This is a genomic window from Nocardia australiensis (assembly GCF_020733705.1).
Taxonomy (GTDB): domain Bacteria; phylum Actinomycetota; class Actinomycetes; order Mycobacteriales; family Mycobacteriaceae; genus Nocardia; species Nocardia australiensis.
In genome coordinates, this window is record NZ_JAJFZM010000001.1 from 1,961,996 (window position 1) to 1,982,211 (window position 20,216).

20 protein-coding genes and 1 riboswitch are annotated in these 20,216 nt (G+C 65.1%); of the genes, 12 read left to right on the top strand and 8 right to left on the bottom strand.

Translation table 11 applies throughout. From position 1 onward, the window contains the following. Nucleotides 1-35 precede the first annotated feature (35 nt). Nucleotides 36-149, top strand: a riboswitch (SAM riboswitch). 45 nt (nt 150-194) lie between these two features. The 4 genes from LKE06_RS08840 to LKE06_RS08855 all read left to right on the top strand — a co-directional run bounded on the left by LKE06_RS08840 (nt 195) and on the right by LKE06_RS08855 (nt 3,565). Beyond that, a complete protein-coding gene (locus LKE06_RS08840; protein WP_227998119.1) occupies nt 195-1,514 on the top strand; it encodes an aminotransferase class V-fold PLP-dependent enzyme in 1,320 nt (439 codons plus the stop codon). Between the two features lie 121 nt (nt 1,515-1,635). After that, nucleotides 1,636-2,148 carry a YbaB/EbfC family nucleoid-associated protein gene (locus LKE06_RS08845; RefSeq protein ID WP_227998120.1) on the top strand — a complete coding sequence of 171 codons (513 nt, stop codon included), beginning with the start codon at nt 1,636-1,638 and terminating at the stop codon, nt 2,146-2,148. A gap of 5 nt (nt 2,149-2,153) precedes the next feature. After that, the gene (locus LKE06_RS08850) at nt 2,154-2,501 is read left to right on the top strand and encodes a hypothetical protein (RefSeq protein WP_227998121.1); all 348 of its coding nucleotides are present in this window, start codon (nt 2,154-2,156) and stop codon (nt 2,499-2,501) included. Nucleotides 2,502-2,506: 5 nt separating this feature from the next. Then, nucleotides 2,507-3,565 carry a WXG100-like domain-containing protein gene (locus tag LKE06_RS08855; RefSeq protein WP_227998122.1) on the top strand — a complete coding sequence of 353 codons (1,059 nt, stop codon included), beginning with the start codon at nt 2,507-2,509 and terminating at the stop codon, nt 3,563-3,565. A gap of 53 nt (nt 3,566-3,618) precedes the next feature. Here LKE06_RS08855 and LKE06_RS08860 read toward each other — a convergent pair whose 3' ends face one another. From LKE06_RS08860 to LKE06_RS08870, 3 genes are all read right to left on the bottom strand, one after another. Beyond that, on the bottom strand, nt 3,619-4,170 hold the full coding sequence (locus LKE06_RS08860) for a flavin reductase family protein (RefSeq protein ID WP_372477308.1): 552 nt from the start codon (nt 4,168-4,170) through the stop codon (nt 3,619-3,621). Between the two features lie 78 nt (nt 4,171-4,248). Further along, entirely contained in the window at nt 4,249-4,722 is a 474-nt protein-coding gene (locus LKE06_RS08865) for a YbaK/EbsC family protein (protein WP_227998123.1), read from the bottom strand. Between the two features lie 49 nt (nt 4,723-4,771). Then, nucleotides 4,772-5,092 carry a 2-oxo-4-hydroxy-4-carboxy-5-ureidoimidazoline decarboxylase gene (locus tag LKE06_RS08870; protein ID WP_227998124.1) on the bottom strand — a complete coding sequence of 107 codons (321 nt, stop codon included), beginning with the start codon at nt 5,090-5,092 and terminating at the stop codon, nt 4,772-4,774. Nucleotides 5,093-5,243: 151 nt separating this feature from the next. On the opposite strand from LKE06_RS08870, the gene LKE06_RS08875 reads away from it, so the two are divergent. The 4 genes from LKE06_RS08875 (at nt 5,244) to LKE06_RS08890 (ending at nt 8,716) form a co-directional block, all read left to right on the top strand. Continuing rightward, a complete protein-coding gene (locus tag LKE06_RS08875) occupies nt 5,244-6,065 on the top strand; it encodes a crotonase/enoyl-CoA hydratase family protein (RefSeq protein ID WP_227998125.1) in 822 nt (273 codons plus the stop codon). A 15-nt stretch (nt 6,066-6,080) separates the two neighbouring features. Next, the gene (locus LKE06_RS08880; protein WP_227998126.1) at nt 6,081-6,581 is read left to right on the top strand and encodes a MarR family winged helix-turn-helix transcriptional regulator; all 501 of its coding nucleotides are present in this window, start codon (nt 6,081-6,083) and stop codon (nt 6,579-6,581) included. Between the two features lie 198 nt (nt 6,582-6,779). Further along, nucleotides 6,780-8,084, top strand: coding sequence for a sensor histidine kinase (locus tag LKE06_RS08885; RefSeq protein WP_227998127.1), 1,305 nt, complete (start codon nt 6,780-6,782; stop codon nt 8,082-8,084). Further along, nucleotides 8,072-8,716, top strand: coding sequence for a response regulator (locus LKE06_RS08890; protein ID WP_227998128.1), 645 nt, complete (start codon nt 8,072-8,074; stop codon nt 8,714-8,716). The genes LKE06_RS08885 and LKE06_RS08890 overlap by 13 nt, the downstream gene beginning before the upstream one ends. Nucleotides 8,717-8,822: 106 nt before the next feature. Here LKE06_RS08890 and LKE06_RS08895 read toward each other — a convergent pair whose 3' ends face one another. From LKE06_RS08895 to LKE06_RS08905, 3 genes are all read right to left on the bottom strand, one after another. After that, nucleotides 8,823-10,346, bottom strand: a complete 1,524-nt coding sequence (locus LKE06_RS08895; RefSeq protein WP_227998129.1) for an alpha/beta fold hydrolase — start codon at nt 10,344-10,346, stop codon at nt 8,823-8,825. 92 nt (nt 10,347-10,438) lie between these two features. After that, nucleotides 10,439-11,617, bottom strand: coding sequence for a serine hydrolase domain-containing protein (locus LKE06_RS08900; protein WP_227998130.1), 1,179 nt, complete (start codon nt 11,615-11,617; stop codon nt 10,439-10,441). Nucleotides 11,618-12,150: 533 nt separating this feature from the next. Continuing rightward, nucleotides 12,151-12,639 (bottom strand): inorganic diphosphatase, encoded by a 489-nt coding sequence (locus LKE06_RS08905; protein WP_227998131.1) that lies wholly within the window; start codon nt 12,637-12,639, stop codon nt 12,151-12,153. A gap of 211 nt (nt 12,640-12,850) precedes the next feature. Between LKE06_RS08905 and dacB the strand changes: the two genes are divergently transcribed. The 4 genes from dacB (at nt 12,851) to hpt (ending at nt 17,301) form a co-directional block, all read left to right on the top strand. Then, nucleotides 12,851-14,290, top strand: a complete 1,440-nt coding sequence (gene dacB, locus LKE06_RS08910; protein WP_227998132.1) for a D-alanyl-D-alanine carboxypeptidase/D-alanyl-D-alanine endopeptidase — start codon at nt 12,851-12,853, stop codon at nt 14,288-14,290. Nucleotides 14,291-14,303: 13 nt separating this feature from the next. Beyond that, on the top strand, nt 14,304-15,425 hold the full coding sequence (locus LKE06_RS08915) for an Rv3626c family coenzyme F420 biosynthesis-associated protein (RefSeq protein WP_227999360.1): 1,122 nt from the start codon (nt 14,304-14,306) through the stop codon (nt 15,423-15,425). Nucleotides 15,426-15,589: 164 nt separating this feature from the next. Next, nucleotides 15,590-16,663: a tRNA lysidine(34) synthetase TilS gene (tilS, locus tag LKE06_RS08920; RefSeq protein WP_227998133.1), complete on the top strand. Its 1,074-nt coding sequence runs from the start codon at nt 15,590-15,592 to the stop codon at nt 16,661-16,663. A gap of 77 nt (nt 16,664-16,740) precedes the next feature. Further along, nucleotides 16,741-17,301 carry a hypoxanthine phosphoribosyltransferase gene (hpt, locus tag LKE06_RS08925; RefSeq protein WP_227999361.1) on the top strand — a complete coding sequence of 187 codons (561 nt, stop codon included), beginning with the start codon at nt 16,741-16,743 and terminating at the stop codon, nt 17,299-17,301. A gap of 149 nt (nt 17,302-17,450) precedes the next feature. Here the strand turns inward: hpt and LKE06_RS08930 are convergent, their stop codons facing one another. Together LKE06_RS08930 and LKE06_RS08935 are read right to left on the bottom strand one after the other, a co-directional pair. After that, nucleotides 17,451-18,143: a cyclase family protein gene (locus tag LKE06_RS08930; RefSeq protein ID WP_227998134.1), complete on the bottom strand. Its 693-nt coding sequence runs from the start codon at nt 18,141-18,143 to the stop codon at nt 17,451-17,453. 9 nt (nt 18,144-18,152) lie between these two features. Continuing rightward, nucleotides 18,153-20,207, bottom strand: coding sequence for a serine/threonine-protein kinase (locus tag LKE06_RS08935; protein WP_372477309.1), 2,055 nt, complete (start codon nt 20,205-20,207; stop codon nt 18,153-18,155). Nucleotides 20,208-20,216: the final 9 nt, after the last annotated feature.

Genomic DNA, 20,216 nt, shown 5'->3' on the forward strand with positions numbered 1-20,216 from the left:
GACAGCGGCCAGTCGGGTCTGTCAATCTCGCATCAGGTCATGAGTACCAGCGAGAAGCCCTGGCTAGCTGGTCGGCAACCCTCCTCCGCGGTGGGGTGCTCCAGGTGACGACCCGGCCGCCGCCTAACCGGGCGCGGCAAGCGCGGACTCGAACATCCACTGGTGACGAGTCCCATAGTCGACGGGATTTCGTAATGACTGCTGTTGTGGACCAAGCCTGTGTCGCCCTCGCTCGGGTATCCGGCGACGATCTGCGGGTGCCACTCGTCCAGGGCGGGACGACCACCTACGCGAACTTCGATTACGCCGCGAGCGCTCCGGCATTAGCGCAGGCCACCGACCGTGTGCAGCAGTTGCTGCCGTTCTACGCCAGCGTCCATCGCGGTGCGGGTTACGCCTCACGGATCTCCACCGAGTGCTACGAGGCGGCCCGCGGCACGCTGACACGATTCCTCGATGCCGCCGACGATCAGGTGGTGGTCTTCACCCGCAACACCACCGATTCGCTGAATCTGCTCGCGGGGTGCGTGCCGGGCGACACCGTGGTGCTTGATATCGAGCACCACGCGAATTTCCTGCCGTGGAACCGGCACGGTCGGCGCGTCGTACCGGCCGCTGACACGGTGGAGGAGACTATCCGGCGGCTCATCGCCGGACTGTGCACCAAACCTGTGGCGCTGTTGGCGGTCACGGGCGCATCGAATGTGACCGGCGAGGTGCTTCCGCTCGAGCGGCTGGCCACCATCGCCCATCAATGCGGCGCCAGGATCCTGGTCGATGCCGCGCAACTTGCACCGCATCGGCGAATCAGCTTGCGCGACACCGGTATCGACTATCTGGCCTGCTCCGGTCATAAGTTGTACGCACCATTCGGTGCGGGAGTACTGGTCGGCAGGCGCGATTGGCTCGATGCCGCCGAGCCGTATCTGGCCGGCGGCGGCGCGGTTCGTCAGGTCAGCGCCACGCATACCGATTGGGCGCCCGCTCCGCAGCGTCACGAGGCCGGTTCCCCGAACGTGCTCGGTGCCGCCGCGCTGGCCGCCGCGTGTGACGCACTCAGTGCGATCGATTCCGAATCCCTTGCCTCCCATGAGCGTTTGCTCGCCGAGCGCCTTCGTGCCGGGCTGTCGGCCATCCCCGGTGTCGACCTCCTGCGGATTTGGTCCGACAGCCCCGACACCGTCGGCATCGTTGCCTTCTCCGTCGACGGTTTCGCCCCCGGTGAGGTTGCCGCATACCTCTCCGCCGAACACGGCATCGGTGTTCGCGACGGCCGCTTCTGCGCGCATCCGCTGCTCGCCCGCCTCGGCCTGGACGGTGCCCTGCGCGCCAGCATCGGCCTCGGCACCTGTTCGGCCGACGTCGACCGCCTCGTCGGCGCCATCGTGACCCTCGTCGAATCCGGTCCCGCCTGGAATTATGCGAGCACCGACGGACTGTGGAACCCGACACCGGAAACTCGCCCCTTCAGCACGACAGACTCCGGTGCCGGTGGAGCACCCTGCGTGATCTGACGGCCGGACCGAGGGTGTGTGCCGAGGTTTTCATCCTGATGGAACCGATCGCCGCTTACCGGCGTCTATAAACGGTGATGGCACTCGTCCGGTCGGGGCGGGAGATCGGGAAGGCGGCTGAATGAGTTCGGCAGAGTTGAACGCGCTCCAGTCCTGGACGGACACTATGAGCGGCCAAGTCCAGCACATGACAGAGGTTTACGAGCGGCAGTTACAGCAGTTCGGGGAGACCAAGACGGAGCTGGCGAAACTCACCGTGCAGGGGTGGTCGCAGGATCAGCTGGTCCGGGTCACCGCGAATTCGGCGGGAGTTCCGCTGGAGGTGTGGGTGGCGCCCGAGGCGTTCAAGCGATCGAACCCGGAACGGCTCGGCGCGGCGATGACCGAGGCGGCACAGGCCGCGGCGCGGGCGGCCAAGGAGCAGCTCGACACCAGGTTGGCGCCGGTGCTTTCGGAGCTGGCCGAGATCGGTCTGCCCGAGGATCCGTTCGGTGCGTTGCCCTCCATAGCCCGGCCCGATGGCGATCTGCTGCCGCCACCGCCACAACCCGCGCCGCAACCGGAGGTCGCCGCGGTGCCGCGCAGGCTCGACGACGATCCGGACGATGAAGGCCCGCACTGGAAGGGCTGGTAACCGTCATGGCTGGTAACGACAACTTCCGGCTCGATCCGGATCAGTTTCGTTCGATCGCAACCGAATTGAGTGCTTTCAGCCAGGAGTTCGCCGCCGATGTCGCGGAGTTCACCAGCGGGTTCAGTGCCGACGAAGACGGAATCGGCGACGACGAGTTCGCCCAGGCGTTCATGCAGAACTTCACCGACCCATCCGGTGACGCGATGCAGATGCTGCAGGGAGTGGCCGGTCTGATCGAGTCGATCGGGCAGCGGTTCACCACGGTGGCGGACGCGGTGAATCTGACCGACACGAACTTCAAGGAAGCCATCGACAAGGTCACGAACGAGGTCGATCCGAAAGAGCAGGGGTAGGGGACATGGGTTTGCAGATTCCACCGGCGTTGCGGCCGGTGGCGGCAGTTGTCGTCTATCGCTGGCCGAAGGCGGACGAGACCAAGCTATTTCGGCTGGGCAACCTGTTCGAGAAGAAAGCTGTCAAGGTCGACCGGTACCGCGACAAGGTCGACGCCAAGGTCGAGGAGGCACTCGGCCATATCGAGGGCAAGACCCATGACGCGATCGAGGAATACCGCAAGAAGGTCAATGATGCGCTCGACACCCTGGTCGAGTTGCTGCACGGCCTCGCGCTGGCGCTGAAAATCTATGCGGCCCTTGTGCTCGCGATCAAGCTCTACATCATCGCGATGCTGATTTACACCGCTGCTCAGCTCGCCATCGCCGCCGCGGCCGCAGCGCCGACACTCGGTGCGAGCGCGGCCGAAGCGGCGGCGATGCAGGCCGCGGTCAAGGCGGCAGTTACCGCCGCGTTGCGCAAGCTGATCACGCAGATCTTGACGCAAACGGTGGTCAGAGCAGCTATCGGCGCCGGACGCAGCGCATCACTGGAATTCATCCGGCAGACCGTAAAGATCGAATTCGGCCGCCAGAATGGTTATGACACAAGCCGTCTCGCTTATGCGGCCGAACGTGGCGGGTTGACCGGCGGCGTTCAGGGTGCACTGAACAAACTGGGTTTCGATCCCGTAGAAGCGAAGAAACTCGGCACCCAGCTATCCCAAGCGGTCCTCGGTACGATGCCGAAGCTCTCGGAGGAGAACAAACCCGATCATTCCGACGACAGCGCCGAGGTGCCCCCGACGCCGAATGCGCCCAGCGTGGAGCCGACCAGTCCGCAGCACGCACCGTATGTTGACCCATCGCAACAGCCTTCCGGCGAGGCGGGCAGCGAGAGTGCCGGTGGTCAGGGAACGGAGCCGTCGTCGGTGCCTGCGATGGGCACCTCGACTCCCGTCGAGCTCGAGCAGAGTTCGATACCCGACGTCGGCCCGGTGCCGACCCAGCCCTCATCGCTGGACTTGGGGCAGGGCGACACCTTCAATATCGAGGTGCGCGTGGGGTCTTCACTGGATCTGTAGGCGCCGGATTCGCCTGCCGGGCAGTTGTATTCGGTGAAAACGTCCGGCCGAGCTCACTCGTTGAGTGAAGTCGGGCGGTGGTAGTGGCCCTTGTAATAGAGCAAGGGTGCGGCGATCGGGGTTTCGTCGGTGTTGTCATGGACTCGGGTGACCAAGCCGACGGTGAGCGTGTGATCCCCGATGGGAATGAGCTGTTGGAGGGTGGCGCGCACCCAGATAGGCGTGCCGTGCAGGACCGGCTCGTCGGTATCCAGAGTCGTCCAGAGCGAACGGTCGACGAAGCGTTCCTCGGCCGTGCGCGCGAAGCGCTGCGCCAAATGCTGCTGGTGCTCGCCGAGGAAGTGGATGACCACCGAATCGGCGTCGAGCAGGGCCGTGATGCTCGATGAGGTGTGTGCGATGTTGAACGAGACCAGCGGCGGTTCCAACGACAGCGATGCGAAGGAGGTCGCGGTGAAACCGACGGGACCATTGGGGGAGGAGAGCGTAATGATGGTGACGCCCGCTGGATAGTGGCGCATAGCTGCGCGGTACTGCTCGGCGGCGATGCCGCTCAGGTCATCGGGGATCTGCAGGTTCGTGGCTGGCCGTGGTGCTTCGGTCACATGACGAAACTACGCCCATTAACGCGGTGCCGTGGGTGGGTGGCCATAGTTCGACATCGGCCTGGGCGCACTCGAGGTTCAATCCACGTCGATCGGAAGCCCCGCAGTAATGCGCACCAGCTCGCGAAAAGAGGTGCGGAACACGGTGTTCGGATGTCCACCCGCGGCCCACAGCTCGCGATGGCCCGCCAGTGCGGTGTCGACCCAGGTCGGCAGGTTGGTGGGATGCCCGACCGGGGCGACGCCACCGATCGGCTGACCGGTGACCTCCTGGACCATATCGGCGGGCGCCTGGGTGAGCTTGCCCTCCAACCGCTCGCCCGTGAGCCGCAGATCGACCTCGTGCGCGCCGGAGACCAACAGCAACACCGGATCATCGTCCAGCAGGAACACCAGTGATTTGGTGATGGCGCCCACATCGACGCCGAGCGCCCGCGCGGCATCGACTGCGGTGGGGGTCGGTGCGGGCTGGGTAACGATGACACCGTGATGGCCGCGCGCGATCAATGTGTCCGCGACTCGGCATGCGACTGGTGGTAGGGACCTGCGCATATGACCAGGGTAGAGCGACTGCGGGCGGTGCGCCGGGCGAGAAGGTCGGTCAGTATTCGGGGTAGCCCTCGGCGGGGCCGAGCATCGTATCGATCCGCGCGCGGACTATTCGAGCAAGTTCGGTCACGCATCGCTGCGAAACCTGTTCGTGCACAATCGCATCGAACGCACGATTCAGATCGGACCGTGACAGAGCGAGCAGTTCGATATCCGCCTGTGCCAGCAGTGCGTCTCGATTGGGGAACGGTCGGGCATCGGCGATCTTGGCGGCCCAGGTGACATTGCAGCAGCACTCGAACAGCGCGTGAACAGCGTGGCTGTGACCAATGATGTTGAAGCGGTCCAACCCGATTCCTTGATGCATCAACATAACGGCCTCCGTGCCCGATAACGCAGATTGCCCAGGGGACCAATCATGAGCCTGCGGCAAAGTGCCAGACCAGCGCTGTACGTCATTTTTGCACAGCGTTAACACTGGGATCCGGAATTGCGGTCCCCACGTGCCTGGATACGCTGGGCGGATGACTGATTGGCAGGCTTTCGCCGTTGAAACCAAGGACCATGTCGCACAGGTCACCCTGATCGGTCCAGGTAAGGGCAATGCGATGGGGCCGGATTTCTGGCGCGAGTTGCCGGAAATCTTCGGTGGGCTCGACGCCGACCCCGAGGTGCGGGCGATCGTGCTCACCGGTTCGGGAAAACATTTCTCCTACGGACTCGATCTGCCCGCGATGGCGGGGATGTTCGGAGCGCTGTTGGCGGATAAGGCGTTTGCCGCGCCGCGCACCGATTTCCTTACCGAGGTGCGCCGGATGCAGGCCGCGGTGACCGCTGTGGCGGATTGCCGCAAGCCGGTCATCGCCGCGGTGTCGGGCTGGTGCATCGGTGGCGGGCTGGACCTGATTGCAGCCGCCGATATTCGCTACGCGAGTGCGGAGGCGAAGTTCAGTCTGCGCGAGGCGAAGGTGGCGATCGTCGCTGATATCGGGTCGCTGCACCGGCTGCCCGGCATCATCGGCGAGGGACAATTGCGTGAGCTCGCCTTCACAGGCAAGGACATCGATGCGGCGCGGGCGGAGAGGATCGGTCTGGTCAACGAGGTATTCGCCGATCAGGACGCGGTGGTCGACGCGGCGCACGCGACGGCGCGCGAGATCGCCGCGAACCCGCCGCTAGTGGTGCAGGGTGTCAAGGACGTGCTCGAGCAACGGACGAAGAACGAGGTGGCCGCCGGGCTGCGGTATGTGTCCGCGTGGAACGCCGCCTTCCTGCCGTCAGAGGATCTGACCGAGGCCATTGCGGCGGTGTTCGAGAAGCGGGCACCAGAGTTCAAGGGCCGGTGAAGGCAGGTCTGCGTCGTGCAATCAGCAACTGATGAACGGGCGATCGACACGATCGCGGTTCAGCTCACCGCGCTCCAGCGGATTCGCAACAGCGCTCTCGGGGCCCGAACCGATGACGGTCTCGACCCTGCGGCGTTCGCGGCACTGTTCCGGCTGCTCACCGACGGGCCGATGCGCTCGGGCGCGCTCGCGGAGCTGCTGCGTTCGGATGCCTCGACGATCAGCCGCCAGGTCGCCCAGCTTGTCGAGCGGGATCTGGTGCAAAGACAGGCCGATCCGGCCGATGGCCGCGCCACCGTGCTGGTGGTGACCGACTGCGGCCGTCGTCTGGCCGAGCGGATTCACGAACACAGGCGCGAGAACCTCACTCAGGTAATGGCGGAGTGGACCGCGCCGGACCGGACCGTCTTTGCCGAGTTGCTGCGGAAGTTCGTCGAGGACTTCGAACGTGCCGGACCACACATGGTCGCGGCGATGCGCCGGTTGAACCTTGACAGGACGGAGAACGAGTCGTGACAGCGCCGGCGGTTGCTCGCGCTCATCCGGTGCTGTCTCGAAGGGAAGCGCCCGCCGTGCAGGTCGGCGGATTCGAGGCTGTCCCGAGCGCGAGGCGCCATTCGCGCAGGATGCCGGGTCGTGGTTTGAGGTGGGTCCGGAGGACAGTTTGCCGACTGGTGAATCCAGTTGCGCAGTCGGTTGATATGGCGGGCAGACGTGAAGTCGCCGGTAAACGGTGCGGGTGGACTACGGTTTTTCCGTGACGATGTCGTGGGTGCGCTGACGATGCGCCAGTTCCGGGAGCGGGTGCGGCGGCTGCCGTCGGCGATCGGCTATCTGGGTGTCGGGGGTGTCACGTCGGTGTTGTCCCTATTCGCGCTGATCGGTCTGTTGATCGTGGCCGCACTGAGTTTGATCGGGGTGGGGATTGCGGCGATACCCGAGGCGATTCGGGTCATCCGGCCCCTTATCGGAGCTGAACGGCGCCGTGCCGGTCGGCGACTCGGTGTGCCGATCGAGGCGGCCTATCAGCCGATGGTTGGTGATCTGCGGCATCAACTCGGGACGGTTTTCACCGATCCGGCCAACCGGGGCGATATCGGGTGGCTGGTACTGCACGCGGTCACCGGAATCTATGTCGCGGTGCTGGCGGTCGCGTTGCCGCTGAGCGCACTGAATCAGCTGGCGATTCCGGTGTATTGGCGGTTGGTTCCCGAGGGCTCGATCACCAGCTTCGGTTTTGTCGTCGATTCGTGGTCGAAAGCGCTGTTGAGCCTGCTGATCGCGGTGCCGGTCGGCGTTTTCGCGCTGCAACTTCCTACTATCGCGGGCTGGCAGGCCGCTGCGGCCCGAATACTTCTCTCGCCCCCTGAGGGCGTCGTGCTCGCGGACCGGGTAGTCGCCCTCACCGCGACCAGGGCGGCCGCGCTGGACGCGCACGGCGCGGAACTGCGCCGGATCGAACGCGATCTGCATGACGGCGCGCAGGCCCGGATCGCAGCGGTGATCATGCAACTCGGCCTGGCTGACCAACTGCGTGAACAGGACCCGGAGGCGGCGCGAAACCTGGTACGCAAGGCGCAGGACACGGCGACCGCCGCGCTGGCGGAGCTGCGCGATGTGGTGCGCAGTGTGTATCCGCCGGTGTTATCGGATCGCGGTCTGGCGAGCGCGATTTCGGCCCTGGCCGCCCGCGGCCCAATCCCGGTCGTGCTCGACCTCGACCACGTGGGTAGGCGTCCGGCGGCGGTCGAGGCGGCAGCCTATTTCGTTATTACCGAGGCGCTGACGAACGCAACCAAACACTCTGGTGCAGCGGCTATTTCGATAGTGCTCGGCGGTGCGCCGGAGCTGCTGCGGATCGAAATCTCCGACGACGGCGGCGGCGGCGCTCACGAGTCATACGGCGGCGGCCTCGCCGGCATCCGCCGACGTGCCGAAGCGCTCGACGGACGCATGGAACTGACCAGCCCGGAGGGTGGCCCTACTGTGTTGCGGGTGGAGTTGCCGTGCGGGTCATGATTGCCGAGGACGATGCCCTGTTGCGTGAGGGGCTGGTGCTACTGCTGAATACGGCGGGCATCGAAGTGGTCGCCGCGGCCGATAATGCGGATGACTTCCTTGCTGCGGTGTCCGCGGATCGCCCGGACGCGATCGTCGTCGATGTTCGGCTGCCACCGACGTTCACCGATGACGGGCTGCGCGCTGCGGTGCGGGCGCGTGAACTGCATCCCGGGCTGCCGGTGCTGGTGCTGTCGTCCTACGTCGAGGATAGTTATGCCGCCGAATTGCTCGGTGATGGCGCCGGAGGGGTCGGTTATCTACTCAAGGAGCGGGTCGGGAAGGTGGATCGCTTCCTCGACTCGTTGCGCCGGGTCGCCGATGGCGGTACCGCGATGGATCCCGAGGTGATCTCGCAACTGCTGGTGCGGCGCAAGGCGGACGATCCACTCGCGCGCCTGACCGTGCGGGAGCGTGAGGTGCTCGCACTGATGGCGGAGGGGCACGACAACTCGACCATCGCCGAGCGCATAGTCGTCAGCGAGGGCGCAGTGCAAAAACACATCAGGAGTATTTTCGCGAAGCTCGGGTTGTCAGCCGACGATGTCGGTCATCGACGGGTGCTTGCGGTACTCGCCTATCTGAACGCGTGATCCCGCCTGGGCGCGTCGCGAATACGTAACTCGCTGGGTCCGGTCATGGCGGGGCCCAGCGAGTTATCGTGCTCGAAATCAATTGTCACCGAGGGAAAATACGGTTTCAGTCCGCGTGGCAGGTGATGTCTTCGGCGGGCAGGGTGCCGTCGCGGAGGTAGGTGTTCACCGCGTCGTAGGTGCAGTGGTTCTCGAAGCGCCCGAATATCCAGTGAATCGGCACATCCTGCAATGTCACCATGCGTGACGCACTCAACGCGTTGTGCATTGCGACCGCGCCCGGATAGGACGTGCGAGTGTCGCCGGTGGACTGGACGATCAACGTTGGCACCGAATTGTGCACCACCGTAGGTGATTCGACGGGTGGCGCCCAGAACGCGCACGGTGTGATGTTATTGACGAAACTGCCGAATACCGGCTGCGTGGCACGGGTGGCCTCGATATTGCGCAGATACCAGGCCGGGTCGCGTGGTGCGGCGACATCACCGCACATGACGGCCATCTGAGCCGAATTATCGCGTGGTTGCGCGTCCAGCATGAAGACGAGGTCTGTGTGCAGGTCCGGCGAGATGTCGACAGGCTTGCCCTCGGCGGCATCCGCGATCTGTCGCAGCTGCTCGGCGACATGCTCGTACTGACGTGGGTCGTCCAATCCGGTGAACAGGACCAGCGGCAGGATGTGGTCGTCGATCATGAAGCCGCCGAGCCGAATCGGGTCCGCGGCCGAGCGTCGGATCAGATCCGCCACCGTGGTGCGAACCGCGTCGCGGGTGGTACCGAAGTGGTATGTGTCGTCGCGGGACGCGGTCCAATCCGCCCAGAGGTCGAGGGCGTTCTCATTGGCGGTGCCCATGTCCTGGATCATGCCGACCGGGCCGTAGCGGGCCGGGTCAACACTGCTGTCCAATACGATTCGGTCTGCGCGTTCAGGGAACATCTGAGTGAAAACCGATCCGAGGTAGGTCCCGTACGACGTGCCGAAGTAGCTGACCCTGTCCACACCGAGGGCGCCGCGAATCACATCCATATCCCGTGCGGTATTGCGGGTGGTGAAGTACTGTAATCGCGCACCCTCGGCAGCCGTGCAGCGTGCCGCGAGGTCACCCTGTGACGCAACGGATTCCGCGAAGCTCGCAGCATCGATACCGGCCGATTGCAATCCGAATCCGTGCGGCCAGTGGCAGTCGACCGGGGAGGAACGTCCGACCCCGCGCGGGTCCATACCGATCAGGTCGTAGCCGGCTCGCACGTCGGGCGTCATCGCCGCGCCGACGTCAACCATGAAGTCCAAGCCCGCGCCGCCCGGCCCGCCCGGGTTGGACAGCATTACCCCGCGCCGATCAGTATCGGCCGCGGCTATCCGGGATATTGCGACAGTGATCGTATTACTCTGTGGCGCAGCATAATTCAGCGGAACGGTAACGTCGGCGCACTGCGCGCCCGCCGGGTCCAGTCTTGGGTCCTCGCACGACTTCCAGTCGAGCGTTTGGTGATAGAAGCGGTCGAGGGCCGGGGTATTCGGGTCGGCCGGGCTGTGTGCGTCGGCAGGGGCCGTGCAGGCCACCATCGCTCCGACAATCAGGGCGGCGATTGTGGCCTGTACGGTCACCATCGCCTTCTTGCGATTCACGGGAGATCCTCCGATTGTCGTTCGCCTATGCGGCTTTCGGTGTATTCCGGTCGGCTCTGTTTGTGGCCGATAGTGTTGTGCTGCCGCTTTTTTCATTCACCGCAGATGGCGATGCCGAACGCTTTCTCTGTCGCGTCGAATGCCTCTTGGTCGGTGGGTAATTGGTTGACACTCACCGTCACCGCGGTTCCGTCGGCAGCGACGCCGGTGCGAACCTCGAAGCCAGGGATGCTGCCGCCGTGGCCCCAGACTTCTTTGCCGCACGGCATCGTGCGATGAATCAGGCCGAGGCCGTAACCCGCCCCCGGCTCCCGATCGAATGGCATGGTTTGCCGCATCTGCGTCAATTGCGCTGCCGGGACCAGCTTTCCGGCCAGAAGTGCGGTGAAGAACCGATTGATGTCTGTTCCGGTAGAGATCATGGCGCCCGCCGCGCCACCCCAAGAAGGGTCCGCGTTTGTGAAATCGACACGCTTGCCATCAATTTCGTGATATCCGGCCGGATGCGGTTCGCGAATGGTCGTCTCGCCAGGTCCGGGAAAATACGTCTCGTGCAACCCGAGCGGCTCGATGATTCTGCTGGTGATCTCCGCGGCGAACGGACGGCCGGTCACCTGTTCGATCAGCATGCCGAGCAGGATGTAATTGGTGTTCGTGTAGACCGCTTTGGTGCCCGGTTCGAAGCTTGGAGGCATCCTCATCGCCCGGTGGACCAGGTCGGCGGGTGTGAACGACCGCCAGCGCATTGCGTCGTCGAGCGGGTCGAGCTGCGCGCCGTCGCGATTTTCCATACCGCCGCCGGGGACGCCGTGGCCGACATAATCGGGTAGACCGCTGCTGTGCTGCAATAGATTTCGCACCGTCACCCGGTTCCCGTCGTTGCCGTTGCCCTGCGCGACGCCGGGGAGATACCGCTCGATCGGTGCGTCCAGCTCCACCTTTCCTTCGGCTACCAGCTGCATGACCACCGTCGAGACGAATGTCTTGGTATTGCTGCCGATTCGCACATGCGCGTCCGGGTCGAACGGTGCGCCGGTGCTCAGATCGCCGGCGCCCGAGGTAACTGTCCGATGCCCGCCAGGGCCGTCGATGACAACCTGGACACCAGGAAGACCGCTCTGGACGATGTCATCCATCGCCTTGGTCAGTGTGGGTGACGGCGCGGAGTCGGTCGGCGTCGGTGTGGTGGGATCGCCACTGCACGCCGTCGCGGTCAGGATCGCGGCCGTCATGATTCCCGCTAGCGCGGCGCGGCGTCGTAATACCTTCATCAGCAGGGGTTTCCTCCTCGTGAAGCCGGGATTCCAACGTGCTGCCCCGACGCAAACGAGCCTAGGAATCCGGGCCCCCGCTGCCGATCTCCCGCGCACCCGAATTCCAGATGGTGCCCGCAGGTGCCCGGCGGTAGTGCCAGCACTACCGCCGCAGAATTCTCCGGTGCGAAAACAAGAAGCGCGGGAAGCCCGAGATGTGGACTTCCCGCTCTAATGTGTTGCGCCGGAGACTAATGAACCGCCAAACCCTGGGCTGCCGCACGTCCCCCCACACGCGCCCACTCGCCACGACAACAGTTTCCGAGTCAAGCAAGACCGACTGGATCGCCAAACCCTGGGGGGCCGCACCAGCGCACCCACGTGCCCACTAGGCACAACAACAGTTTTCGAGCGAAGCGAGATCGAGCACTAAAGTTCGCGGCCGGCTCGCGTCCGAGGGGCAAATGCGATCCTGCGACGAAGTCGCGAGCATTTGCCCCTCGGACGCGAGCCATAGGGGCCGCGAACACGCCGCGCCAGCGGCCAAAAACTCAGTGCCCGTTGTCCTTCAGCCGCTTGATCGACGCTTCGACCTCGGCTTCGGCTTCGGCGCGCCCGACCCATTCCGAGCCTTTGACGAACTTGCCCGGCTCGAGATCCTTGTAGCGCTCGAAGAAGTGCTTGATCGCGGCCAGTTCGAACTCCGGCACATCGGCGAGATCCTGGATATGATCCCAGCGCGGATCGCCCGCGGGCACGCACAGCACCTTGTCGTCGCCGCCCGCCTCATCGGTCATCTTGTACATCGCGACCGGGCGTACCGCGATGAGCACACCGGGGAAGACGGAATCGGGGAGCAGGACCAGCGCGTCCAGCGGATCGCCGTCCTCACCGAGCGTGTTCTCGATGTAGCCGTAGTCGGCCGGGTAGACCATCGACGTGTACAGGAACCGGTCGAGCCGGACCCGGCCGGTCTCGTGATCGACCTCGTACTTGTTACGAGACCCCTTGGGGATCTCGATGGTGACGTCGAACTCCACGCCATCTCCTTCTTCCAGTGGATATAAGAGTCGGCCGGGCATGAGCTGCCAGCGACTGCTCGCGGGTCGCTCGAAACACACTGCCGACTCGTCAGGTTGTTCTGGGGAACGGTTGCGCAACGAGGATAGTGTGGGCGTCGAGCACATGGGTGCGGCAGGCGGCCGCGTTGAGGAGAGACGGCGGGACGTGGTTGGTCGGAGCAATAAAAACATGGGTGGTCTGGCTGCCAAGCGGCGCCGCAGGATGTGGATCTGGTTCTCGGTCACACTGGTCGTGCTACTGGTGGCCGGGGGCGGGGTGCTGTTTGCCCTCAAGCCGTGGACGCCGGAATTCCGGCACGGTGGGCTGACGATAGCGCAGCCGCCCGCATCGGCCCACCCGTTCCCGCAGGTCGCGCCCGCGCCGTCGAACGCGCCCGCGCCGAGCACTTCGGGTATCGCCGCCGCGCTCGGGTCCGTTGTCGGAAATCCCGATCTCGGCGCGTTCGCCGGTGAGGTCACCGATGCGGACGGTTCGAGCGTGCTGTGGAGCGGCGAAGCGGACAAGCCGATGATCCCGTCCTCGACCGCCAAAATCCTGACCACGGCCACGGCGCTGCTGGAGATGCCACCGGACCACCGGGTGACCACCCGCGTGGTGGCCGGCGCGACACCGAACGAATTGGTGCTTGTCGGTAGTGGCGACCCAACGCTGACCGCGCAGCCCGATGGCAACGGCTACTACACGAACCCAGGGCGCCTGCAGGATCTTGTGACACAGATCCGGTCCGCGGGTGCCGCGGCAGACACCATCGTGGTCGATACCTCCGCCTATTCCGGCCCGACGATGGCACCCGGATGGGACCCGATCGACATCGGCGACGGTTCTATCGCCCCGATCGAACCGGTGATGATCGATGGCGGGCGGCTCGATCCGCTCGTCGAGTACTCGCCGCGCACCGCGACCCCCGCACTCGACACCGGACGCCGCCTGGCCACCGAACTCGGCCTCGACCCGGCTCGAGTGCGCATCGGTGCGGCCGCGCCGGGTGCACGCGAGATTGCCGCCGTGCATTCCGCGCCGCTGCGTGACCGTCTCCACGACATGATGGTCCACTCCGACAACATCCTCGCCGAGACGATCGGCCGCGAGATCGCGGTCATGACCGGATTCGACCAGTCCTTCACCGGCGCGGTCGCGGCCGTGACCGCCGGACTGACCAAGGCTGGATTCGATCTCACCGGCATGTCGATGCACGACAACAGCGGGCTATCGACGGAGGATCGGGTGCCACCACGGCTACTGAACAAGGTCCTCTCGACGGCCGCGAAGCCGAGCGGTTCCGGCGTCGTACAACCGACCGGCACCATGGCTCAACCCGAAACCGACCAGCTCGCGGTCACTTTGGCGCCGCTGCTGGACGACCTGCCGGTCGCGGGTTCCACCGGCTCGTTGATCAGCCGCTACGTCGACCGGAATCGGGAGGGCGCGGGTTGGGTGCGGGCCAAGACCGGAACTCTCTCGGTGGCCAGTGCGTTGGTCGGTTATGTGCTCGACCGCGATGGGCGCGTGCTCACGTTCGCGCTGATGTCGAATGATCGGCCACCGGAGGTCAGCAGGCCCGCACTGGATGCCATCGCGGGCACGCTGCGCAATTGTGGATGTACATGACAGGTGGATGACCATGTTCGAAGGCGCTGACAAATCAGGCGATGCCAATAACGGTGTCGCCGCACCGGACAGCGCTACCGAGCGTCGTTCCGGACTGTCCGGTGCGGTCGATTGGCGGCTGGCCGCGCGTACCGGTGCCGCGTTGGTGCCCTCGGGGCCCCGCACATCGCGGTATTCGGCCGAACAGGTCGTCGCCGAGTTGGCAGAGGCATCGGTGCGGGCCGAACGGCCGGTCCGCGAGGTGAGCGGATTGCTCGACGATCAGCCGGTGCCCTCGGCCCGGATCGTCGACCGGCGCGGTTGGATAGGTGCCGCCGCCGACTCCATGGCCCAGCTGACCGGCACCGGACTGGATACGAACGGGCGCGGCAAGCTCACGCTCGTCGGAAAACCGGCGGGTGTGCAGGCCGGCGCGATGCTGGCTTTTCTGTCTACCGCGATCCTCGGCCAGTACGACCCGTTCACCGGTCCTGACGGGACACTGCTGCTGGTGGCACCCAACATCATGTCGGTGGAACGCGCGCTCGGCGTCTCGCCCACCGACTTCCGTCTCTGGGTCTGCCTGCATGAGGTGACCCACCGTGTGCAGTTCTCCTCCGCCCCCTGGCTCGCCGATTACATGCGCACCAATGTCGATGTGCTAGGTGCGGCAGGCGATGAGCCGCTCACGGATATGATGTCGCGGCTCGTCGACGAGGTGCGCGATCGCCGCCGTGGTACCAATGCCGACGATCCGAGCGCACGCGGCATTGTCGGCCTGCTGCGTGCGAGCCAGGCGCCCCCACAGCGGGAGGCGCTCGACCGACTGTTGATGCTCGGCACACTGCTCGAAGGTCACGCCGATCATGTGATGGACGCGGTCGGACCGGTCGTGGTGCCATCGGTCGAGCAGATCCGGGCCGCCTTCGACAAGCGCCGCACGCGTCCGACCAATCCGCTCCAGCGGCTACTGCGCGCCCTGCTCGGGGTGGACGCCAAGGTCGCGCAATACGTGCGTGGCAAGGTATTCGTGGATCATGTGGTCGATCGGGTTGGCATGACGCAGTTCAACACCGTATGGACGGATGCCGAGACCCTGCCGCGTCCGGACGAAATCGACGATCCGCAGCGGTGGATCACGCGAGTGCTCGATTAGTCACCCATGTCGGGGCCGGCCGGAGCCTCGCCGCGTTGCGGGTGCGCTGACCGCTCGGTTTCCATGATGGTGTCCGCAGCACTTCTCGTGCGATGGCCGAGCCGGTCCTATCGATGCTATTGGTCGGCGCCGATGGGCGCGGCTCTCGTCGGTAGTCTCCGGGTATGAGCGGAGCGGCAGGGGCGACGCCACGGAATACGCATCCGAGGACCGAACACGGCGGCGAGCCGGTTCGACGGCTGCCCGAAACCGAGGCTGTGCTGAAGGTTCGGCACGCTGTCCGGGGTTGGCTGGCCGAGTATGCCCCGCAGGAACGGTCGGTCGCGGTGGCGCTGTCCGGTGGCGCGGATTCGCTGGCGCTGATGGCAGCCGCGGTGGTGGAGGCGGACCAGGTCGATGCTTTGGTCGTCGATCATCGACTCCAGACCGGATCGGATGCGGTCGCCGCCGCCGCGGCGTCCGCTGCGTTGAAACTCGGTTGCCGGTCGGCGCGTGTGCTCACGGTCGATGTCGGCAGCGACGGGGGGCCGGAGGCGGCGGCACGGCAGGCGCGATATGGGGCACTGGACGCGGCGCGCGACGGACTACCCGTATTGCTCGGTCACACCCTCGATGACCAGGCCGAAACCGTGCTGCTCGGTCTCGCACGCGGGTCGGGCGGACGCTCGATCCAGGGTATGGCGGCGTTCACCGCCCCGTGGGGCAGGCCGCTACTGGGCGTGCGGCGCGCGACCACCAGACAGTTATGCGCCGACCTGGGACTGACGCCACACGAGGATCCGCACAATTCCGCTCCGGAGTTCACCAGGGTCCGTTTGCGCACTGAGGTGCTGCCGCTGCTCGAAGAGGTACTCGGTGGCGGTGTCGCGCCCGCCCTCGCCCGCACCGCCGAGCAACTCCGCGACGATGGCGTGGTGCTCGACACGCTCGCGGCCGAACTGTTGCGCACGGCTGGTGCGGATTCGGGCACTGCCGACGCGATCGGTCCGGTCGCCGATGGGGCGACTCTGTCGATCGAGACACTCGCCACTGCCCCCGCGGCGCTGCGCAGGCGGGCGATGCGGGCGTGGCTGCTGGCAGGTGGAGCGAAAGCGCTGACCGACAGGCATTTACGCGCAGTCGACGAACTGGTGACCAGCTGGCGTGGACAAGGCGGCGTCGCCGTCGGCGGCGGGGTGCCGGGCCACAGGTTGGTCGTGGCGCGTGAACATGGCAGGCTGACTCTGCGTCTGCGTTGATCACACCCAACCAACGCGGCCGATGACGCACAATGAAACAGCAGTCGGGATCGACACCACGGAAGGACACCTCTGACGTGTACGGGGATGACATCGCGTCGGTGCTGATCACCGAGGAACAAATCGCGGCCAAGACCCATGAGCTGGCCGATTTGATCGCCAAGCGCTACCCGGCCGACGCCCCCGAGGGCGACCTGTTGCTGGTCGGTGTGCTCAAGGGCGCGATCTTCTTCATGACCGACCTGGCCAAGGCGCTGCCGATTCCCACCCAGCTGGAATTCATGGCCGTCTCCTCATACGGTTCGTCCACCTCGTCCTCGGGCGTTGTGCGCATCATGAAGGACCTGGACAAGGACATCGCGGGCCGCAACGTACTGATCGTCGAGGACATCATCGACTCGGGCCTCACCCTGTCCTGGCTCGAGCGCAACCTCTCCACCCGCAACCCGGCCTCCCTGGAGGTAGTCACCCTCCTACGTAAGCCGGACGCACTACGCACCCCCGTCGACGTAGCCCACGTAGGCTTCGACATCCCCAACGAATTCGTCGTCGGCTACGGCCTCGACTACGCCGAGCGCTACCGCGACCTCCCTTACATCGGCACCCTCGACCCAAAGGTCTACGGCGGCCCCGCCTGACCACGCGGCGTTGCCCCGCCCCAACAATTCGCTCTCGAGTGCGTCCCAACAATTCGAGTCACACCGAATTCCGTCGTGCGATCTGCTTCGGTCAAGACCACAATGCCGCGACACGATTTCGGTGCCATCGGGCTTGGTGCCCGAGACACCTACGGCACGATCCCGAAAACCGTTGCGGGCGAGCCCGAACCGCCCCGATATATCGCCCCACCCACGAGGATCCAGGCCCCGGTCACCGGCAGTTCGGCAAGGTTTGCGAGGCATTCCAGGCTGATCCGATGTTCCCGATACAGCAATTTCGATACCGCGTAACTGTCATCACTGCCGAGATCCGGTCCGAAAGTGTCGATGCCGAGCGCGCCGCGCCGACCGAGTCGTCCGGTTCGCAACAGCCACCGCATTGTCTCGACCGCGAATCCCGGCTGCTGGTCTCTGATGAATGCTGGTGTGCCCCATTTCCCATCCCATCCGGTCCAGGCGACTACCGCGGACTCATCGGGTATGCGGCCGTGTTCGCTTTCCCATTCGGTTAGATCGGCGACGGTGATCGCGTAGCCGCTGTTGCGTTCGCACCGCTGCCGGACATCGACTTTCACGACGGGCAGCAGTAGATCGTCGAGATCGAGTTGGTCGGCGGCCAGTCCGTCGGCATGAAAGTGGATCGGTGCGCCCCAATGGGTTCCGGTGTGCTCGCCCTGGTGAATATGGCGCAGGTAGTAGCCGTCATCGGCGATCGTGGCCACGAGATCGGTGCGGAATTCCGGGTCCCCGGGAAACAGAGCTATGGTCGCCGGATCGTGCACATGCGACAGGTTTATCAACCGCCCGAACGGCGCTGTCATTAATTCTCCTCAGGCGGACGCGCCCAGTTCTCGCTCCATCGGTTCATCCGGCGCGACAACCCGTTCCAGGGCGCGCAGATCGGCCTCCAATGCCCGGAATAGTAGGTACGCGCCGATGAACGCGACGATACCGCCCGCGCACAGCACGCGAACCGCGACAATCACGGACGGAATGTCGCCGGGCGGTAGGAACGTCACGCCCGCGACCGCGAGCAGCGGCACCGATGCGGCGATGGCCAGATATCGATTGCAGCGACGATCCAGCCCGCGCAGCCTCGCGGCGTCGTCGGGACTGATTTCGCCGCGCCGCAAGAACACTGGATAAATGCAGCGAACCATGTAGAACGTCACCAAAAAGAACGGATATGCCACTGCGATCGCGCCGCACACGATCTGTGATGTCAGGAAATGGACAACCGTGCTGGCTGTGATGTTGTCGCCGGTTGCCAATTTCAATGCGACCGGGAAGATAATCCCGGCGATCACCCACAACGAGAACGCGATGACCACCGCACGGTCGCCGAGTAGGAGCGCGTCGGCTCTGGCGCGGCGCAGTGTGCCCGCGTCGTATCGCCGTCCGCGCCGCAGCCCATGCGGTACCGATAGGACGTATCGGGACGTGTACACCAGCAGCGCCGCGCCGAGCGGGAAAAACACTGAATTCACTACACCGGTGATGACGAGAAATGTGTGTTGGGCGTCCGCGTCCATTCTGTTGATGATCAGATGCTTGTTGTGCTGGATGTTGTAGATCGCCGCGAGCACATTCGGCACTCCGACGGCCAGCGCGACGATCAGGAATCGCCATGGCCGTAGCCGTAGCCGCCAACTGTTCCGCGGCGGATCGACCAGGTCCCGTGCCCGCGAATCCATGCACACGTCCAATTGCTTGGCCAGCGTCGCACCGCTCGACCAGCGCCGGGAGCGGTCGGGTTCCAGGCAGGTCAGCAGCACCCGGCGCAGCGCGGCGGGGCAGTTGGGCGGCACCCGGTCCAGTGCGGCCGCCTCCACACCTGTGCTGCGTTGCTCCAGCATTGCCTCGAGCGTGGTGTCGTCGCCCTGCCCATCTGCGTCGGCGGTAGAGTCATCGAAAGGTTTTGCGCCGGTGAGTAATTCCCACAGCACCACACCGAGTGCATAGATGTCGGCGCGGGTGTCGAGGTCCGCGGCGCTGCGGTCGCGACCTGGGTGGCACGCCTCCAACTGCTCCGGCGACATGTAGGCAAGGGAGCCGCCGAAGTAGGCGACCGGACTACTGTCTTTCGCATTGCGGCTGTAGCTGATGTTGAAATCGGCCAGTTTCGGCACCGCCTCGGCGGTGAGTAGCACATTGGCGGGTTTCACATCGCGATGCAGTACACCATTCCCAGACGCGTATTCGAGGGCGTCGGCAAGTCTGCGGCCCAGCCACGCCACGGTTTCCGGCCAGTTGAGTGCGGCAATTTCGGTGCGCACGCTGGAATCGGTCGGCCGGATTTCGCCTTTTTCCTCCATGGCCGCGTCGACGGCGTCGAGAAGCAATTGCCCGTTGCGTTCGGCGGGGGGCGTGGCACGGACCCAGCGCAATACGCCAAGCAGCGTGCCGCCCGGCAGGAACTGCATGTAGAGCAGCCGCAGGCGAAGCATTTCGCCGTCGGCTTGCTGCTCGGCGCCGAGGACCCGTTGATCGAAGACGCGCACGATGTAGTCATGGTCGAGCTGGGCCAGCGTCTGCGGTTCGGTGCCGCGATCAGCGGAAATCTTCACCGCGACCAGCCGCTGCATGGAGCGCTGCCTGGCCAGGAAGACCCGGGCGAACGAGCCGGTGCCCAGGCCGGTCAGCAGGTCGAAATCATCGATTTGCTGCCCGATTTCGATCTTGTCGAGGGCGTCGTATTGCCCGGGACCGCTCCCGGCACTCGGGATCGCGGTTGCCGTTCGGGTGAGATCGGCGGTGTAGCGGGTCACTTCTGTATTACGAAGAGGCCCCGTCGTTTGGTTCAGTTGAGTACCGGCGGGTAGGCGGTCGGCGGATTCCCTCGAGGAATTCCGCCACACCCGACGCCATCGTTCCCGAGCGGTCATCCGAAATGA

Bases quoted from the DNA above. Each gene is read 5' to 3' on its own strand.
- LKE06_RS08915 (WP_227999360.1), top strand. From the start codon at position 14,304: ATGTTCGAAGGCGCTGACAAATCAGGCGATGCCAATAACGGTGTCGCC.
- LKE06_RS08935 (WP_372477309.1), bottom strand. From the start codon at position 20,207: ATGACCGCTCGGGAACGATGGCGTCGGGTGTGGCGGAATTCCTCGAGG.
- dacB (WP_227998132.1), top strand. From the start codon at position 12,851: ATGGGTGGTCTGGCTGCCAAGCGGCGCCGCAGGATGTGGATCTGGTTC.
- LKE06_RS08875 (WP_227998125.1), top strand. From the start codon at position 5,244: ATGACTGATTGGCAGGCTTTCGCCGTTGAAACCAAGGACCATGTCGCA.
- LKE06_RS08865 (WP_227998123.1), bottom strand. From the start codon at position 4,722: ATGCGCAGGTCCCTACCACCAGTCGCATGCCGAGTCGCGGACACATTG.
- LKE06_RS08850 (WP_227998121.1), top strand. From the start codon at position 2,154: ATGGCTGGTAACGACAACTTCCGGCTCGATCCGGATCAGTTTCGTTCG.
- LKE06_RS08930 (WP_227998134.1), bottom strand. From the start codon at position 18,143: ATGACAGCGCCGTTCGGGCGGTTGATAAACCTGTCGCATGTGCACGAT.
- LKE06_RS08870 (WP_227998124.1), bottom strand. From the start codon at position 5,092: ATGTTGATGCATCAAGGAATCGGGTTGGACCGCTTCAACATCATTGGT.
- LKE06_RS08900 (WP_227998130.1), bottom strand. From the start codon at position 11,617: ATGAAGGTATTACGACGCCGCGCCGCGCTAGCGGGAATCATGACGGCC.
- LKE06_RS08855 (WP_227998122.1), top strand. From the start codon at position 2,507: ATGGGTTTGCAGATTCCACCGGCGTTGCGGCCGGTGGCGGCAGTTGTC.
- LKE06_RS08845 (WP_227998120.1), top strand. From the start codon at position 1,636: ATGAGTTCGGCAGAGTTGAACGCGCTCCAGTCCTGGACGGACACTATG.
- LKE06_RS08840 (WP_227998119.1), top strand. From the start codon at position 195: ATGACTGCTGTTGTGGACCAAGCCTGTGTCGCCCTCGCTCGGGTATCC.
- tilS (WP_227998133.1), top strand. From the start codon at position 15,590: ATGAGCGGAGCGGCAGGGGCGACGCCACGGAATACGCATCCGAGGACC.